The organism is Limnohabitans sp. 2KL-1, assembly GCF_003063435.1.
Lineage (GTDB): Bacteria > Pseudomonadota > Gammaproteobacteria > Burkholderiales > Burkholderiaceae_C > Limnohabitans_A.
Genome location: NZ_NESL01000003.1, coordinates 83,268 through 99,475 on the forward strand (window position 1 = coordinate 83,268; position 16,208 = coordinate 99,475).

The window sequence follows — 16,208 nt, forward strand, 5'->3', positions numbered from 1 at the left end:
GGATCAGTCATCTTGGCGTCAAGGGTTTGCCCGAATGTCCCAGGCTTTACAAGACACCCTTGTTTTTCTATCGTCATACGATAGCATTTTTAAGATTGACCATCGACCACCCCACCGGACCTGAACCATGAGCGATAAACCTGGCGACACCCCCCGCAAAAAACCCGAAGACCTGCGCAGCCAGCAATGGTTTGGCCGTCAAGACCGCGATGGCTTTGCCTACCGCAGCTGGGTCAAAGGCAAAGGCGTGCCGCACGACCAGTTCGATGGCCGCCCGGTCATCGGCATCTGCAACACCTTCAGTGAACTCACGCCCTGCAACTCGCATTTCCGCACACTGGCCGAGCAGGTCAAGATCGGCGTGTACGAGGCCGGTGGCTTCCCGCTCGAGTTTCCCGTGATGTCGCTGGGCGAAACCCTGCTGCGCCCCACCGCCATGCTGTACCGCAACCTGGCCAGCATGGACGTTGAAGAGTCCATCCGAGGCAACCCGATCGACGGCGTGGTGCTGCTCATGGGCTGCGACAAAACCACCCCTTCCTTGCTGATGGGCGCATCGAGCGCGGGCTTGCCCACCATTGGCGTCTCGGGTGGCCCCATGCTGAATGGCAAATGGCGCGGACAAGAATTGGGCTCGGGCACTGGCGTTTGGAGCATGAGCGAGCAAGTGCGTGCAGGCACCTTGAAACTGCAAGACTTTTTTGAAGCCGAAAGCTGCATGCACCGCAGCCACGGCCACTGCATGACCATGGGCACCGCCAGCACCATGGCCAGCATGGTCGAAGCTCTGGGCATAGGCTTGCCGGGCAACGCGGCCTTCCCCGCCGTGGACGGCCGCCGCAATGTGCTGGCACGCGAGTCCGGTCGGCGCATCGTCGAGATGGTGCACACCGACCAGACCATCAGCCAAGTGCTGACCCGCGAAGCCTTTGAAAACGCCATCCGCACGCTGGCGGCCATTGGCGGCTCGACCAACGCGGTGATCCACCTGATCGCGATTGCAGGTCGCCTTGGCCTGAAGCTCACCGTGGACGATTTCGAGCGCCTGGGCAGCGAGCTGCCTTGCCTGCTCAACTTGCAGCCCTCTGGCGAGCACCTGATGGAAGACTTCTGCTACGCCGGTGGCCTGCCGGTGGTGATGAAAGAAATCGAGCACTTGCTGCACAAAGACATCGTCACGGTGAGCGGCAAGACCGTGAGCGAGAACATCGCCAGCGCCGTGAACTACGACCCTCGCGTGATCAAGAAGTTCGACGAGCCTTTCAAGGAAAAAGCCGGCATCGCCATCTTGCGCGGCAACCTGGCCCCGCGTGGTGCCGTCATCAAGCCCAGCGCTGCCACGCCTGCGCTGATGGTGCACACCGGCCGCGCCGTGGTGTTTGAAGACAGCAACGACTTCCACAAACGCATCGACGACGAGAACCTGGACGTCGATGAAAACTGCATTTTGGTTTTGAAGAACTGCGGCCCCAAGGGTTACCCCGGCATGGCCGAAGTGGGCAACATGCCGCTGCCACCCAAGGTGCTGCGCAAAGGCATCACCGACATGGTGCGCATCTCGGACGCCCGCATGAGCGGCACGGCCTACGGCACCGTGGTGCTGCACACCACACCCGAAGCGGCGGCTGGCGGCCCGCTGGCCGTGGTGCAAAACGGCGACATGATTGAACTCAACGTGCCCGAGCGCAAATTGCAGCTGCTCATCAGCGACGAAGAACTGGCCAAGCGCATGGCGCAATGGACAAAACCGGAGCCCGCCATGCAGTCGGGCTACTGGAAGCTCTACATCGACCATGTGCTGCAAGCCGACGAAGGTGCGGACATGGACTTTCTGGTCGGCCAACGCGGCGCGGCCGTGCCCAAAGACAACCACTGATTCACGGAGAAAAACATGCGCATTTTGATCACCGGCGGTGCCGGATTTTTGGGTGCACGACTGGCCCGCGAGATTCTGAAACGCGGTCAGCTCAATGGCCAAAGCGTGAGCGAATTGGTGATTGCCGACCTGTTCCCCGCCCCCGCAGACCTGCTGGCCGACCCCCGCGTGCAGGGCCATGCCGGCCCCATGCTGGAACAAGGTGATTTGTTCAAGAGCGGCTTTGATGGCGTGTTCCATTTGGCTTCGGCCGTGTCGGGCGAATGCGAGCTGGACTTTGACCTGGGCCTGCGCTCCAACGTGGACAGCAGCCGCTTGCTGCTCGACAGCATCCGTGCTTCGGGCAAAGTTTCACGGCTGGTGTTTGCCAGCTCGGTCGCGGTGTTCGGACCCGACGCGGCCAACCCCATGCCCGCGCTGGTGGCCGACAACAGCTTGCCCACGCCACAAACCTCTTACGGCACCCACAAGCTGATGATCGAGCACATGGTGGCCGACTACACCCGCAAGGGCTACATCGATGGCCGCGCCGCCCGCCTGATGACGGTGGCCGTGCGCCCCGGCAAGCCCAATGGCGCCGCGTCTTCGTTTTTCAGCGGCATCATCCGCGAACCGCTGGCAGGCACCGCCACCACTTGCCCGGTGGACGCTACCGTGTCACACCCCATCTCTTCGCCCGGCAATACCGTGCATGGCTTGATCACCGTGTTCGAAGCCAGCCGCGAGGCCATCGGTGGCCGCATGGCACTGAACCTGCCGGGCCTGAATGTGAAGGTGAGCGACATGCTGGCCGCCCTTGAAAAAGTCGCTGGTCCTGCGGTGCGCGCTCGCGTGACGTTCGAGAAAGACGAACGCATCGCTGGCATCGTGGACAACTGGGCCAAAGGCTGCACGTTTGAGCGTGCGCACGCCTTGGGACTGCGTGCCGACGCCAGCTTCGAGGCCATCATCGCGCAGTACATCGAAGACTGCAAAACCCGGCCCGGCTATCCGGCCGAAGCCCTGAACGGCCTGAAGTGAGCACAAGGGCCGCGTCCAGAATGGTGCGGCCCTTGATAAGCCCGATTCAAAAATGCGTGCTGATCGCTCCGCTGATGCGGCCATCGTCTTCGATGACCGCCATCCAGCGCCATTTGTCAAAGGTGGTGCAAGGGTGCGAAATGCCCAGCGCCACCCTGTCCCCCACCTGCGGCCAGACACCCTCGGCATCAAACACCATGTGCGCATGCTGATCGCTCAGCGCCTTGACTTTCCAGGACTCGGGCGTGGCCTGCATCGCATCGGCACCGCTTTGCCCCCGCGCCGCCCAGCGCACCGGCATCGGCATGCACTGATCAAACGACAGATCGCGCCGACCCGCACTCAAAATGGCCAGCCCCGCCTCGGGCACCGACTGCACCTTGGCCCAGACCTCCAGCGCGGGCAACAGCGATGCGCTCAAGCCCTCACGCGCCTCCACCAGCTTCAGATAACGGGCGTAGTTCCAGTGGTCATGCGTCACATAGCAACCCGAACGCAACACACCTTGCACCCGGCGGCTTTTGACCTGCAGCTTGAGCATCGGTATCACCAAATCGAACACCGCCGAGCCGCCCGCCGACAGCAAGACCTCGTCACCTCCCCACAGGCTCTGCGCATCCAACTGTTGCACCAAGGCCTGCACGCTGCGCACCAGGGCACTCACTGCCTCAATGTCGTGGGCGCTGTCGCAGCGGCCCAGGCCGCCTTCGTAACACTCCACCCCGCCCAAAGACGCCACGGGCGACGCGGCGATGGCCTGCGCCAAGGCCAGGGCCTGTTCGTGCGTGCGGCAACCGGTGCGGTAACCGGCAATGCCCAGCTCCAGCAGCACGTCCCAGCATCGGGCATTGCCCCGCCGTGCTCCCCAATCGGCCAGCACATCCAGCTGCGCCAGCGAATCGACCAGAAACCACACCCGCGCTTGCGGGTGTTGGCGCAGCAAAACATCCAGCCCATCCAGATCGGCATCGGACACCAGCTGGTTGGCGATGATGGCGCGCTGCGCCCCAGCGGCCAGCCCCACGCGCAACTGGTGCACGTTGGCAAACGTCAGGCCCCAGGCACCCGCCTGCAACTGCATACGAAACAACTCGGGCGACATGGTGGTCTTGCCGTGCGGGGCCAGGGCCACGCCTTTTCGCTGCACAAAGTCCTGCATCCAGGCCAGGTTGTGCGCCAAGGCCGGGCGGCGCAGCACGGCCGCTGGGTAGGCCAGCGCGTCATCCAGCAGGTGCCAGCCACGCTGGCCCAACTCGGACACGTCGCAGGGCTGCGCCGCCAGGGGATAGCCCTTGCAACTCGCATCCAGTACAAAACCACTTTCCATTTTTTTGATCAACATGCTCTGGGTCTCCCATTTTTCAAACGTGACGGTGCCTGTTGGGCGGTGATTTTCCCACCTCAACCAGAGCCCCATCGGACTTTTTTGACATGACACACCCCACCCCTTCTCTGCACATCGTCGCCTTGGGCGAAGCCATGGTCGAATTCAACCAGCGCCCCCATGAACATGCGGACGATGCCCCGCTGTACCTGCAAGGCTTTGGCGGCGACACGAGCAACGCCGCCATCGCGGCTGCCCGCGCCGGGGCCAGCGTGGCATACCTGACGCGCCTGGGCACCGACCTTTGGGGCGACCGCCTGATGGACCTCTGGCAGCGCGAAAACGTGGACACCACCGCCGTGCTGCGCGAGCGCCAAGCGCCCACCGGCATCTACTTCGTGAGCCACGATGCACAGGGCCACCACTTCAGCTATGCCCGTGCCGGCTCGGCCGCCAGCCGCATGCAGCCGCAAGACCTGAGCCATTGGGGCGATGCCATAGCCCAAAGCCGGTGGTTGCACCTGTCAGGCATCTCGCTGGCCATTTCGGCTACGGCCTGTGATGCGGCGTTCGCCGCCATGCAGCACGCCCGCAGCGTGGGCACGCAGGTGGCCCTCGATTCCAACTTGCGTTTGTCGCTGTGGCCACTGGCGCGGGCACAGGCCTGCATCCGCCATGCTGTCAGTTTGTGCGATCTGTTCTTACCCAGCCTGGAAGACATGACAGCGCTCACCGGCCTGTCTCAGGCGCAAGACATCATCGCCTGGAGCCACGCCCAAGGCGCTGCACAAGTGGTGCTCAAACTCGGCGCTGACGGTGCCCTGGCCAGCGATGGCCAAAGCCAGCGCCAGGTGCCCGGCCATGCGGTCCAGGCCGTGGACGCGACCGGCGCGGGCGATTGTTTTGCGGGCAACTTGTTGGCGCGCCTGGCCGCTGGTGACGACCTGTGGACCGCCACCGCCTATGCCAATGCCGCGGCCTCGCTGTCGGTGCAAGGCTTTGGGGCGGTGGCGCCTTTGCCACGACGCGACGACGTGCTGAACGTGTTGAACAGCGCCTCGAAAGGCACACCCGCATGAGCCCCGGCAAGCCCTTGATCGCCATCGACTGGGGCACCACTTCGCTGCGCGGTGCGCGGCTGGATGCCAGCGGCCAGGTGCAGGAATCGCGTGCGTTTGCGCGTGGCATTTTGAGTGTGCCGCCCGGCCAGTTTGAAGCCGTTTTCAACGCGCTTTTTGGCGACTGGATGCAAGCGGCCAATGCGCTGTGCCTGATCTCGGGCATGGCGGGCAGCCGCCAGGGTTGGCAAGAAGCGCCCTACTGCCCTTGCCCCGCAGGCTTTGCCGAGCTGGGCCAACACCTTTTGTGGCTGCAGCCCGGGCGCATCGCCCTGGTGCCGGGCCTGAGCTGCATGGGCGCAGACGCCCTGCACACCCCCGACGTGATGCGCGGCGAAGAGGTGCAAATCTTTGGGGCCTTGCAACTGGCAGGCCGCGACAGCGCCACGCTGGTGCTGCCCGGCACGCACAGCAAATGGGTGCAGGTGCAAGACGGCCGCGTCACGCAGTTTCAGACCTTCATGACCGGCGAGGTGTTTGCCCTGATGAGCCAGCACTCGATCCTGAGCAAGACGCTGGACTTGAACGGGGCCTTTGACGACACCGCGTTTTTGCAAGGCATCGACCAAAGCCAGCAGCCGGGCAGCGTCTTGCACCACCTGTTTGCGGTGCGCACGCTGGGCTTGTTTGAACGCCTGAGCGCCGCCGCCCTGTCCAGTTATTTGTCGGGTCTGCTGATCGGTGAAGAGCTGCGCACCCAGACCGTGTCAGCCGATGCTGGCCCGGTGATCCTGATCGGCAGCGACGCCCTGACCCTGCGCTACACCCTGGCCCTGCACCACCTGAACATCGCCTGTCAAAGTCGGGGGGCCGAGGCCACCTGGGCTGGCTTGTTCGCACTGGCCTGTGCCTGCTGACATACAGGCAACCCATCGCGGCGATGGGCACCACGCCCACCACAAACACCACAAACACCACAAACACCACAAACACCACCATGACACCCACCGCCCACCCCGCTCAAAACCTGGCGCAAGCCCTGGCCCAGCTGCCCTTGATCGCCATCCTGCGCGGCCTCACGCCTGCCGAAGCCCCCGCCATCGGGGAAGCGCTGGTGAGCAGCGGCTTTGCCATCATCGAGGTGCCACTCAACTCGCCCGAGCCTTTGCACAGCATCGCCGCACTGCGTCAGCAATTTCCGCAAACCCTGATCGGTGCGGGCACCGTGCTGAACGCGCAGCAAGTCAAAGACGTGCATGCCGCTGGCGGTCGCCTGGTCGTGGCCCCCAACTTCAACCCCGCCGTGGTCGCGCAAGCCCTGGCTCTGGACATGGTGGTGCTGCCCGGCGTGGCCACGCCCACCGAAGCCTTTGCCGCACTCGATGCCGGTGCGCACGGCCTGAAACTGTTCCCGGCCGAGATGATCTCGCCCGCCACCGTCAAGGCGCTGCGGGCCGTGCTGCCGCCAACCGCCGCCTTGGTGCCCGTGGGCGGCATCACGCCGGACAACATGGCCGCTTACCGCGCCGCCGGTGCCAGCGGCTTTGGTTTGGGTTCGGCCTTGTATGCGCCGGGGCGGTCGGCGCAAGAGGTGCGGCTGCAGGCGCAGGCGTTTGTGAAAGCCTTCACAGGCTGAGCGCCAGGTACGCGCCCCACCATCTCAAGCCTTCTCGCCCAGCCGCCCATCCCGAAAGTCTGCAAGGGCTTGGTAGATCTCTTCCTTGGTGTTCATCACAAAGGGGCCGTATTGCACGATGGGCTCTTTGAGCGGTTTGCCCGCCACCAGGATCAGCTTGGCGTCGGCGCTGGCCTCGATCACCACGCCGTCGGCCTGCGGGGTGTTCGCCAAAATGGCCATGCGCTGCACGGGCACGGCCTGGCCACCGATGCGGACTTCGCCCCGGTACACATAAATGAAGGCGTTGTGGCCTGCGGGCAGTGTTTGCTCAAAGCGTGAGCCCTCGGGCATGTGCACGTCCAGATAAACCGGCTGGGTGATCTCGCGGGTCACCGCCCCCTGCACGTCGTGGCTGGCCCCGGCGATCACCGTCACGGCCACGCCTGAAGGCGTCTTGAATTGCGGTAGCTGATCGTTTTGGAAATCGCGGTACCACGGCGCATTCATCTTCTCCGAGCTGTGCAGGTTCAGCCACAGCTGAAAGCCCTCCATCACGCCGTCGGCTTGCTGCGGAATTTCGGAGTGGATCACGCCTTGGCCTGCGGTCATCCACTGCACGCCGCCGTTTTGCAGCAGGCCTTCGTTGCCCGCGCTGTCGCGGTGCAGCATGCGCCCGGCGATCATGTAGGTCACGGTCTCAAAACCCCGGTGCGGGTGGTCCGGGAAACCGGCGATGTAGTCGTCGGGTTGGTCGCTGCCAAAGGCGTCGAGCATCAAAAATGGATCGAGCCGGTGCTGCAGGTTTTGCGTGAGCACGCGGTTGAGCTTGACGCCCGCGCCGTCTGAAGTGGCCTGGCCGGTGACCAAGCGTTCGATGGTGCGGGAAACGGTCACTGCGGGGGTCGAGATGGGGTGGGTCATGGCCAATTCCTTTCCATTCATATGGGGTGGTTTGCGGACAATTTCAATGCCTTCAAACGCGCACGGGCCGCACCGTCTGCCTCTGGCGGCAGCTGGTGTTTGGCCTGCAGGTAGTGGTGGGTGTACACGTCCAGATAGGCCTGCAGGGTCTGTGCGGCATGCGTCTCGCCAGCCAAGTCCAGGCACAGCGATGCGACCTCGCTGGTGCAAAAGTGGTCATCGCGCCGCGAACGACGCAGCTGGTAGTGCGAGACCTGCTCGGGGTGCAGGCTCAGCACCGGCAAGGCGTTCAGGTAAGGGCTTTTGCGGAACATCTTGCGGGCTTCGGCCCAGGTGGCGTCCAGCAAAATGAACAGCGGTCGCTTGTGGGTGTCTGAGGTCGAAACTTCATGCACCACCCGCTCAGGCTCAACGAATTCACCCGGAAACACCACATACGGCTGCCACTGCGGATCGGCCAGCAGCGCCAGCAAGGCGGGATCGACCTCGGTGCGCGCCCAGCCAAAAGCAAAGGTGCTGTGCACCACATCGGCGATCAGCCAGCCGGTGTTGCTGGGTTTGAGCGGTTCGATGTCGGCCATGAGCAGACACATGCCCACCTGTGTGGGCACCTCGGGGCGCAGCGCACACATGCAGTGGCTGGGCACCAGGCGGCAGCCCGGGCAGCGTTCACCCTTGATGCCGCCACGCGCCAAAAAGGGTTTGGCGCTGCGGGCCAGGCGAGCGGTGCGCAGGCGCGACACCGCGTGCGGTGCTTTGACCGGTTCTGGCCTGGTGGAACTCATGCGCGTTGCCAAGCCTCAAACCGCCGTGGCCATGCGCAAACGGCGGGCCGCTTCTTCGTCGCGGGCATCGTCAATTTCGCGCAGCACAGCCTGCATGTCCACATCGGCCGTTGAACGCTCAAAGCGGCCGGTCAGCGGTGTCTCGTTGCTCAGCAAACCGGCCTGGTACAGGCTCCAGATTTCGGGGCCGTATTCGGTTTTCAACAGCTCGGGCGCGAACTGCCCAAAGAAGTCCCGCAAGTTGCCCACATCGCGCAACAGCATGCGCTGGGCGTGGTTGTTGCCTGCGGCGTCCACCGCCTGCGGCAAGTCGATGATGACCGGCTCGTCCACTCCGGGCAGATCGCCTTCGCCAGGGATGTGCGCCAGCAAAATATTGAACTCCGACAAGTCGCCATGCACCACGCCTGCGCACAGCATGCGCACCACCTCGCCAATCAGCGTGGCGTGGTGCTGCAGCGCTTGCTCGGGCGTGAAGGCCACATCGTTCAGGCGCGGGGCCGCATCGCCATGGGCATCGGTGACCAGCTCCATGAGCAGCACGCCGTCAAAAAAGTTGAAGGGCTTGGGCACCCGCACGCCTGCAGCAGCCAGACGGTACAGCGCATCGACCTCGGCACTCTGCCAGGCGGCTTCTTGCTCTTGCCTGCCAAACTTGCTGCCCTTGGCCATGGCCCGGGCCGAACGCGAGTTTTTGACCTTGCGGTTTTCGGTGTAGTCCACCGCTTGCCGAAAACTCCGGTGGGTGGCCTCTTTGTAAATCTTGGCGCAGCGGGTTTCGTCGCCGCAGCGCACCACAAACACCATGGCCTCTTTGCCGCTCATGAGCTGGCGCACCACGGTGTCGATCAGGCCCTCTTCAACGAGGGTCTGCAGTCGGGGGGGTGCCTTCATCCAGGGCGATGCAAGGCGCAGAGCTTGTTGCCGTCCGGGTCGCGCAAATAGGCCAGGTACAGCTTGCCCGCAGGCGTTTCGCGGAAACCGGGTGGGTCTTCGCAAGTGGTGCCGCCGTTGGCCACACCTGCCGCATGAAAAGCATCGCCTTGCTCGGCCGACTGCACGGTGAAACCAATGGTGCTGCCGTTGCCATGGCAAGCCGGCTCACCGTTGATGGGCGTGGTGATGGCAAAGGTGCCGGTGGGGCTGCGGTAAAAGTAGCGGTTCTTGTTGGCCACGCCGGGGCCGTAGCCCAAGGCGCCGAGCAAGGCGTCGTAAAACTTCTTCGAGACCTCAAGGTCATTCACACCCAACATCACATGACTGAACATCGCGTTCTCCGATTAAAAACCCGTCGCCGGGCGAATTCAATTGCGGACAATGGTACTTGAGATGTTCAGTGACTGAGACGCCTGCACCAGAAAGCCTTTGCAGTCCGCACTGGCTCCAATGGGACACACAGTGACTGCCAACTTGCCCACCTTGTGGCAGCATCGAACTTCGAATTTCAGACCCGACCACAGGAGACACCCGGATGCCCCTCAACAACGCCATTTCTTTCGGTCTGCAAGGCCGTGTCGTCATCGTCACCGGGGCGGCCAATGGCATTGGTGAAGCCTGTGCCCGCCGCTTTGCCGCCGAGCAAGCCCATGTGGTGCTGGCCGATGTGAACAGCGAGCGCGGCAACGCCGTGGCCGCCGAATTGCGCGCCATGGGCCACAGCGCCGGGTTCATGGCCTGCGACGTCTCGCGCAAGGCCGATGTCGACGCGCTGGTGGGCCATGCGCTGCAGGCCTTTGGCCGCATCGATGTGCTGGTCAACAACGCGGGCATCTTCAAGGCCGCCGACTTTCTGGACGTGACCGAAGAAGATTTCGACGCGGTCATCAATGTGAACATCAAGGGCTCGTTTTTGATGGGGCAGGCTGCGGCCCGCGCCATGAAAAGCACAGGCGGGGGGTCCATCGTCAACATGAGTTCGGTCAACGCGGTGCTGGCCATCCCCAACATCGCCAGCTACAACGTGAGCAAGGGCGGCATCAACCAGCTGACCCGGGCCATGTCGCTGGCCCTGGCCGATTTCGGTATCCGCGTGAACGCCGTGGCCCCGGGCACCATTGCCACCGAACTGGCCCGCCAGGCGGTGCTGACCAGCGAAGCCGCGGAAAAGAAAATCATGATGCGCACGCCCATGAAGCGCCTGGGCGAGCCCGACGAAGTGGCCAAGGTGGTGGCCTTTTTGGCCAGCGACGCGGCCAGCTACATCACCGGCGAAATCGTCACCGTGGACGGTGGCCGCATGGCGCTCAACTACACCGTACCCGTTTGAAAGAAACCGTTTTGATGAACACCACAACCGACACACGCCACAACGCACTCGAGGCCTGGCTGGCCCAAGAGCACGCTGTGCGCGCACGCATCGATGCCGGGGCTGGCCCCGGTGTGGCACGGCCTGAGCAAGTGGCCGGAAAAACAGGCCTGCAGGTCATGCAAGCGCTTTTGTCGGGCGAGCTGCCCTACGCCCACATGGCCAAGACGCTGGACTTTTTGCTCGTGGAGATCGGCCCGGGCTTGGCCATTTTTCAGGGCACACCCGGCGTGCAGCACATGAACCCGCTGGGCACCGTGCACGGCGGCTGGTTTGCCACCTTGCTCGACTCGGCCCTGGGCTGCGCGGTGCACACCATGATGCCGCCCGGCAGGGGCTACACCACGGCCGATTTGAGCGTGAAACTGGTCAAAGCCATCACCCCTAAAGTGCAGCGCGTGCGGGCCATTGGCAAAGTGCTGCACTGCGGTCGCCAGCTGGCCACCGCCGAGGCGCAGCTGGTGGGGCCGGATGGTACGCTTTATGCCCATGCCAGCACGACCTGCCTGGTTTTTGACATACCTTCTTCAACCCCTGGAACCCGACCATGAGACTCCTTCACACCATGCTGCGCGTGGGCGACTTGCAACGATCCATCGACTTCTACACCCAGGTGCTGGGCATGAAACTGCTGCGCACCTCGGAAAACCCCGAGTACAAATACTCGCTGGCCTTTGTGGGCTACGGCAACAACCCCGACCACGCCGAGCTGGAGCTGACCTACAACTGGGGGGTGGACAGCTACGAGATGGGCACGGCCTATGGCCACATCGCCTTGGGTGTGCCCGATGCGTATGCCGCGTGCGAAAAAATCAAGGCAGCGGGCGGCAAAGTGACGCGTGAAGCCGGCCCCGTGAAAGGCGGCACCACCGTGATCGCCTTTGTGACCGACCCCGATGGCTACAAGGTCGAGCTGATCCAGCGGGCCGAGTACGCATCGGGCCAAGGCTTGCGCTGAAGCACTCGCCTCGCAGTGACGGCCCATGGTCAGGTCGGCGGCTTCACGACAGTTAGCCCCGCCACAAATGTTCGTGGCCCAACGCCATTTGTCGGACCTGAAGGTCCGACCTGCAAATCAGCGCGGCAACTGGCTGGCTTCGCGGGCCAACTTTTCGATGCGTGCCCAGTCGCCTTGGGCCAGCGCATCCGCAGGCACCAGCCACGAACCGCCCACGCAGGCCACGTTGGGCAGGCTCAGCAAGTCATTGGCGTTTTGTTGCGTGACGCCGCCTGTGGGGCAGAACTTCACATCAAAGAACGGGCCGCTCCAGGCCTTGAGCATGGCGGGGCCGCCCGCCTGCATGGCCGGGAAAAATTTGAGTTCGGTGTAGCCGTCTTCTTGCGCCATCATGATTTCGCTGCCAGTGGCCACCCCGGGCAGCAGCGACAAACCGTGATCGCGGCAGGCCTGGCCCACCGCACGGGTGTAGCCGGGGCTGACGGCAAACTGTGCGCCTGCTTTGGCTGCCGCTGCGGCGTCAGCCGGGCTGCGCACAGTGCCTGCACCCACCACAGCGCCGGGCACTTCTTTGGCAATGGCTTCCATGCAGGCCAGCGCCTGCGGGGTGCGCAGGGTCACTTCAAGCATGCGGATGCCGCCTGCCACCAGGGCCCGGGCCATGGGCACGGCGTGCGCTACGTCGTTCAAAACGATCACGGGGATCACGGGGGCGTCCTGCATCACTTGCAGGGCGGTCAAATGTCCACTCAGATTCACAGCCATGTGCAGGCTCCTTCTTCGGCTTTGAGCGCATTGCGGCGCATGTTGGCAAACAGTTCACGGCCCATGCCCACGCCATTGGCGGCACGCAGCTCGGCAGGCATCTGGGCCAATGGGCGGGCGGCCCACTCGGCCTCGCTCACCAGCACTTGCAGGGTGCCCGCCACGCCGTCGAGGCGGATCAGGTCGCCGTCCTGCACCTTGGCCAGCGGGCCACCGGCAGCCGCTTCGGGCGAGACGTGGATGGCGGCTGGCACCTTGCCCGAGGCACCACTCATGCGGCCATCGGTCACCAGCGCCACCTTGAAACCCTTGCCTTGCAACACGGCCAGCGGCGGGGTGAGTTTGTGCAGCTCGGGCATGCCGTTGGCCTGTGGGCCTTGCCAGCGCACCACGCAAACGATGTCACGGTCCAGCTCACCGGCCTTGAACGCGGCATGCAATTCGTCTTGCGAGCCGAACACGCGGGCCGGGGCTTCAATCACATGCAAGGCTTCAGGCACGGCAGAAATCTTGATCACACTGCGACCCAAATTGCCTTGCAGCAGCTTCAGGCCGCCTGTGGCGCTGAACGGGCTGCTGGCGGGGCGCACCACCGTCTCGTCTTGGCTGGCCCCGGCCTCATGCCAGACCAGTTGGCCGTTTTGCGCGGAAGGGATGCGGGTGAATTCACGCAGGCCGCCGGGGCGCACCGTGAGCACGTCGGGGTGCATCAGACCGGCATCGAGCAATTCGCGGATCACGTAGCCCGGACCGCCCGCGGCCTGGAACTGGTTCACGTCGGCGCTGCCGTTGGGGTACACGCGGGCCAGCAGCGGCACCACATCCGACAGGGCCGAGAAATCGTCCCAGTCGATCACGATGCCGGCCGCACGCGCTACCGCCACCCAATGGATCAAATGGTTGGTCGAGCCGCCCGTGGCCAGCAGGGCGACCATGGCGTTGACGATGCAGCGCTCGTCCACCACGCGGCCAATCGGTGTGAAATTTTTGGTCTTCACGAGGTCCAGCACGGTGCGGGCCGCTTCGCGGGTCAGTTCCTGGCGCACGCCTTCGGCCGGGTTGATGAATGCGGTGCCGGGCACATGCAGGCCCATGGCTTCGAGCAGCATCTGGTTGCTGTTGGCCGTGCCGTAGAAGGTGCAAGTGCCTTCGCCGTGGTAGGCCTTCGATTCAGCCTCCAGCAATTCAGGGCGGCCCACCTGCCCCAGTGCGGCTTGTTCGCGCACCTTGGATTTTTCGCTGTTGGACAAGCCGCTGGTCATCGGGCCAGCCGGCACAAACACCGTGGGCAAATGGCCAAACTGCAATGCGCCAATCAAGAGGCCCGGCACGATCTTGTCGCACACACCCAGCATCAGGGCCGCATCAAACACGTCGTGGCTGAGCGACACCGCGGTGGCCATGGCGATCACGTCGCGGCTGAACAGGCTCAGCTCCATGCCAGGCGTGCCCTGGGTCACGCCGTCGCACATGGCGGGCACGCCACCGGCCACTTGGGCCGTGGCGCCCAGTTTGCGGGCTTCGTCCTTGATGAGGTCGGGGTAATGCTGCAGCGGCGCGTGGGCCGAGAGCAGGTCGTTGTAGGCGTTGACGATGCCAATGTTGGGCGCACGCGGGGCGACCACTTTGATTTTGTCGAGCGCCGTGGCGCGGCTTTTGTCGGCCTCGGGCATGGCGGCAAAGGCGTGGGCCACGTTGGCGCAGCCCAGGCGTTGGGCCCCGGGGTCGCGCTGGGCAGCGGCGTCCAACTGCTGCAAATAAGCTTGGCGGGTCGGGCGGCTGCGCTCGGTGATGCGGGCGGTGACGGCGGCCAAAATCGGATGAAGTGTCATGTTTTGACGTCTGGGCAGACGTGGTAACTAAATTACATGACCGATGGTAACCGTGTTCCCCCGTTTTGGTGCGTTTGGGCGGTTACAGACTGGGTACAACTCGTGGGCACAAGCCAGCAGACGTAAAAAAACCCGCCGAAGCGGGTTTTCAGTGCGCTACAAGCCGAATCACTTGGCAGCAGAAGCGTCAGCGGCTGGTGCACCAGCAGCAGCGCCAGCGGGTGCAGACGCATCAGACATGGGTGCAGAGGCTTCGGCAGCGGGGGCCGCGACAGCAGCGGGGGCTGTAGGTGCGGCTTTTTTGCTCTTGGCAATGCCAAAACCGACGGCCAAGCCAATGGCCAGTACGATCACGGCCACCAGAACGGCCCAAACTACGGGTTGATTGTCATCTTGAGGGGTCGACATGTTTGTTTTCTCCGAAAATAGTGGCGAGATTGTAATAGGGCCTCTTTGCACATGACTGACACATCCTTGGATACCCCAATTCAGCCGACTCCCACGATGGCCTGTGCGGGATTTCAGGGTGACTTGCTTGACCGCTTTCGCGCACAAGCTGCGGGCCAGGATTTATGGGTGTTCGGCTATGCCTCGCTGCTGTGGCGGCCCGAATTCGTGGCAACAGAGCAGCACCTGAGCCGCGTCTGGGGATGGCACCGCGCCCTGAAAATGTGGAGCCGTCTGAACCGGGGCAGCCCCGAATGTCCGGGCCTGGTGTTTGCCTTGTTGCCCGGGGGCAGTTGTCAGGGTGTGGTTTATCGCATTCCCCAAGCACAGGCCGACGAGGTATTGGTACGGCTTTGGGAACGCGAGATGCCCATGGACGTTTACACCCCCTGCTGGCTGACTTGCGCAACACCGCAGGGGCCGGTCAAAGCGCTGGCCTTTACCCTTCCCCGCAGCAGCGCCAGTTTCACGGGGCATTTGCCCGCTCAAACGTACCGGCAGATCTTTCAGAAAGCCTGCGGCCGTTTTGGCACGACGCTGGACTATGCCAAACAAACCTACGACAGCCTGCGTGCCCATGGCATCGAAGATCGGGCCTTGGCGGCTTTGCTGCGCCATGCAGACTGAAGACCTGCCTATACTGACAAGATGAACATCGCCGACCTGCGCAAGAGCTACGAAAAAGCCGAGCTCAACGAAAACGCCTCCCACGCCAACCCCTTGAAGCAATTTGAGCAATGGCTGCAAGAATCCATCGCCTCCGAAGTGCCCGAGCCCAACGCCATGACGCTGGCCACCGTGGCCAGCAACCTGCGCCCCAGCACACGCGTGGTGCTGATCAAAGGCTATGACGAACGCGGCATTGTCTGGTACACCAACTACGACAGCCAAAAGGGCCAGGAACTGGCGGGCAACCCGTTTGCCGCACTGCAGTTTCACTGGGTGGAGCTGGAACGCGTGGTGCGCATCGAAGGCCGGGTCGAGAAAGTCAGTGACGAAGAAAGCGATGCTTACTTTCACAGCCGCCCGCTGGACTCGCGCATCGGCGCTTGGGCTTCGCCCCAAAGCCAGGTGATTGACGGGCGCAGCGTGCTGGTGACCAACGCCGCCAAATACGCCGCCAAGTTCATGCTGCAGCCGCCACGCCCACCGCACTGGGGCGGCTACCGTTTGGTGCCCGACCAGTGGCAATTTTGGCAAGGCCGCAAAAGCCGTTTGCATGACCGGCTGCGTTACACGCAGGATGGCGACCGGTGGTTGCGCGAGCGGCTGGCACCCTGAAGCTGGACTACCCTGCTG

At 63.6% G+C, this 16,208-nt stretch carries 18 protein-coding genes; 10 read left to right on the top strand and 8 right to left on the bottom strand.

Annotated elements, in window-relative coordinates; genetic code table 11:
• Positions 1-127 precede the first annotated feature (127 nt).
• Together B9Z47_RS08490 and denD are read left to right on the top strand one after the other, a co-directional pair.
• Positions 128-1,876 carry an IlvD/Edd family dehydratase gene (locus tag B9Z47_RS08490; protein WP_108330831.1) on the top strand — a complete coding sequence of 583 codons (1,749 nt, stop codon included), beginning with the start codon at positions 128-130 and terminating at the stop codon, positions 1,874-1,876.
• Between the two features lie 15 nt (positions 1,877-1,891).
• Positions 1,892-2,896: a D-erythronate dehydrogenase gene (gene denD, locus B9Z47_RS08495; RefSeq protein ID WP_108330832.1), complete on the top strand. Its 1,005-nt coding sequence runs from the start codon at positions 1,892-1,894 to the stop codon at positions 2,894-2,896.
• Between the two features lie 46 nt (positions 2,897-2,942).
• Here denD and B9Z47_RS08500 read toward each other — a convergent pair whose 3' ends face one another.
• Entirely contained in the window at positions 2,943-4,238 is a 1,296-nt protein-coding gene (locus B9Z47_RS08500; RefSeq protein WP_108330833.1) for an alanine racemase, read from the bottom strand.
• Positions 4,239-4,327: 89 nt separating this feature from the next.
• On the opposite strand from B9Z47_RS08500, the gene B9Z47_RS08505 reads away from it, so the two are divergent.
• The 3 genes from B9Z47_RS08505 (at position 4,328) to B9Z47_RS08515 (ending at position 6,914) form a co-directional block, all read left to right on the top strand.
• Positions 4,328-5,299, top strand: coding sequence for a sugar kinase (locus tag B9Z47_RS08505; protein WP_108330834.1), 972 nt, complete (start codon positions 4,328-4,330; stop codon positions 5,297-5,299).
• Positions 5,296-6,195, top strand: coding sequence for a 2-dehydro-3-deoxygalactonokinase (locus B9Z47_RS08510; RefSeq protein WP_108330835.1), 900 nt, complete (start codon positions 5,296-5,298; stop codon positions 6,193-6,195). Before B9Z47_RS08505 ends, B9Z47_RS08510 begins: the two co-directional genes overlap by 4 nt.
• Positions 6,196-6,275: 80 nt before the next feature.
• Complete coding sequence (locus B9Z47_RS08515; protein ID WP_108331174.1) at positions 6,276-6,914, top strand: 2-dehydro-3-deoxy-6-phosphogalactonate aldolase; 639 nt, start codon at positions 6,276-6,278, stop codon at positions 6,912-6,914.
• A gap of 24 nt (positions 6,915-6,938) precedes the next feature.
• On the opposite strand, the gene B9Z47_RS08520 is transcribed toward B9Z47_RS08515, so the two are convergent.
• The 4 genes from B9Z47_RS08520 to B9Z47_RS08535 are packed head-to-tail and all read right to left on the bottom strand — an operon-like array spanning position 6,939 to position 9,870.
• A complete protein-coding gene (locus B9Z47_RS08520; protein WP_108331175.1) occupies positions 6,939-7,817 on the bottom strand; it encodes a pirin family protein in 879 nt (292 codons plus the stop codon).
• 17 nt (positions 7,818-7,834) lie between these two features.
• Positions 7,835-8,602 (bottom strand): tRNA-uridine aminocarboxypropyltransferase, encoded by a 768-nt coding sequence (locus B9Z47_RS08525; protein WP_108330836.1) that lies wholly within the window; start codon positions 8,600-8,602, stop codon positions 7,835-7,837.
• A gap of 15 nt (positions 8,603-8,617) precedes the next feature.
• A complete protein-coding gene (locus B9Z47_RS08530; RefSeq protein ID WP_108330837.1) occupies positions 8,618-9,496 on the bottom strand; it encodes a PA4780 family RIO1-like protein kinase in 879 nt (292 codons plus the stop codon).
• Complete coding sequence (locus tag B9Z47_RS08535) at positions 9,493-9,870, bottom strand: VOC family protein (protein WP_108330838.1); 378 nt, start codon at positions 9,868-9,870, stop codon at positions 9,493-9,495. Before B9Z47_RS08535 ends, B9Z47_RS08530 begins: the two co-directional genes overlap by 4 nt.
• 203 nt (positions 9,871-10,073) lie before the next feature.
• Here B9Z47_RS08535 and B9Z47_RS08540 point away from each other — a divergent pair, with 203 nt between their 5' ends.
• From B9Z47_RS08540 to gloA, 3 genes are read left to right on the top strand one after another with little or no spacing between them, the layout of a single operon-like run.
• Positions 10,074-10,868 carry an SDR family NAD(P)-dependent oxidoreductase gene (locus B9Z47_RS08540; protein WP_108330839.1) on the top strand — a complete coding sequence of 265 codons (795 nt, stop codon included), beginning with the start codon at positions 10,074-10,076 and terminating at the stop codon, positions 10,866-10,868.
• A 14-nt stretch (positions 10,869-10,882) separates the two neighbouring features.
• The gene (locus B9Z47_RS08545) at positions 10,883-11,458 is read left to right on the top strand and encodes a PaaI family thioesterase (RefSeq protein ID WP_108330840.1); all 576 of its coding nucleotides are present in this window, start codon (positions 10,883-10,885) and stop codon (positions 11,456-11,458) included.
• Positions 11,455-11,865, top strand: coding sequence for a lactoylglutathione lyase (gene gloA, locus B9Z47_RS08550; RefSeq protein WP_108330841.1), 411 nt, complete (start codon positions 11,455-11,457; stop codon positions 11,863-11,865). Before B9Z47_RS08545 ends, gloA begins: the two co-directional genes overlap by 4 nt.
• Before the next feature lie 117 nt (positions 11,866-11,982).
• Here gloA and eda read toward each other — a convergent pair whose 3' ends face one another.
• The 3 genes from eda to B9Z47_RS08565 form a co-directional block, all read right to left on the bottom strand.
• Positions 11,983-12,630 (bottom strand): bifunctional 4-hydroxy-2-oxoglutarate aldolase/2-dehydro-3-deoxy-phosphogluconate aldolase, encoded by a 648-nt coding sequence (gene eda / locus B9Z47_RS08555; protein WP_108330842.1) that lies wholly within the window; start codon positions 12,628-12,630, stop codon positions 11,983-11,985.
• The gene (edd, locus tag B9Z47_RS08560; RefSeq protein ID WP_108330843.1) at positions 12,621-14,462 is read right to left on the bottom strand and encodes a phosphogluconate dehydratase; all 1,842 of its coding nucleotides are present in this window, start codon (positions 14,460-14,462) and stop codon (positions 12,621-12,623) included. Before edd ends, eda begins: the two co-directional genes overlap by 10 nt.
• Positions 14,463-14,630: 168 nt before the next feature.
• Positions 14,631-14,870, bottom strand: a complete 240-nt coding sequence (locus B9Z47_RS08565) for a hypothetical protein (RefSeq protein ID WP_108330844.1) — start codon at positions 14,868-14,870, stop codon at positions 14,631-14,633.
• A gap of 51 nt (positions 14,871-14,921) precedes the next feature.
• On the opposite strand from B9Z47_RS08565, the gene B9Z47_RS08570 reads away from it, so the two are divergent.
• Together B9Z47_RS08570 and pdxH are read left to right on the top strand one after the other, a co-directional pair.
• Positions 14,922-15,536 (top strand): gamma-glutamylcyclotransferase, encoded by a 615-nt coding sequence (locus tag B9Z47_RS08570; protein ID WP_369911943.1) that lies wholly within the window; start codon positions 14,922-14,924, stop codon positions 15,534-15,536.
• A 21-nt stretch (positions 15,537-15,557) separates the two neighbouring features.
• Complete coding sequence (gene pdxH, locus B9Z47_RS08575) at positions 15,558-16,190, top strand: pyridoxamine 5'-phosphate oxidase (protein ID WP_108330845.1); 633 nt, start codon at positions 15,558-15,560, stop codon at positions 16,188-16,190.
• The last annotated feature ends 18 nt before the right edge of the window (positions 16,191-16,208 follow it).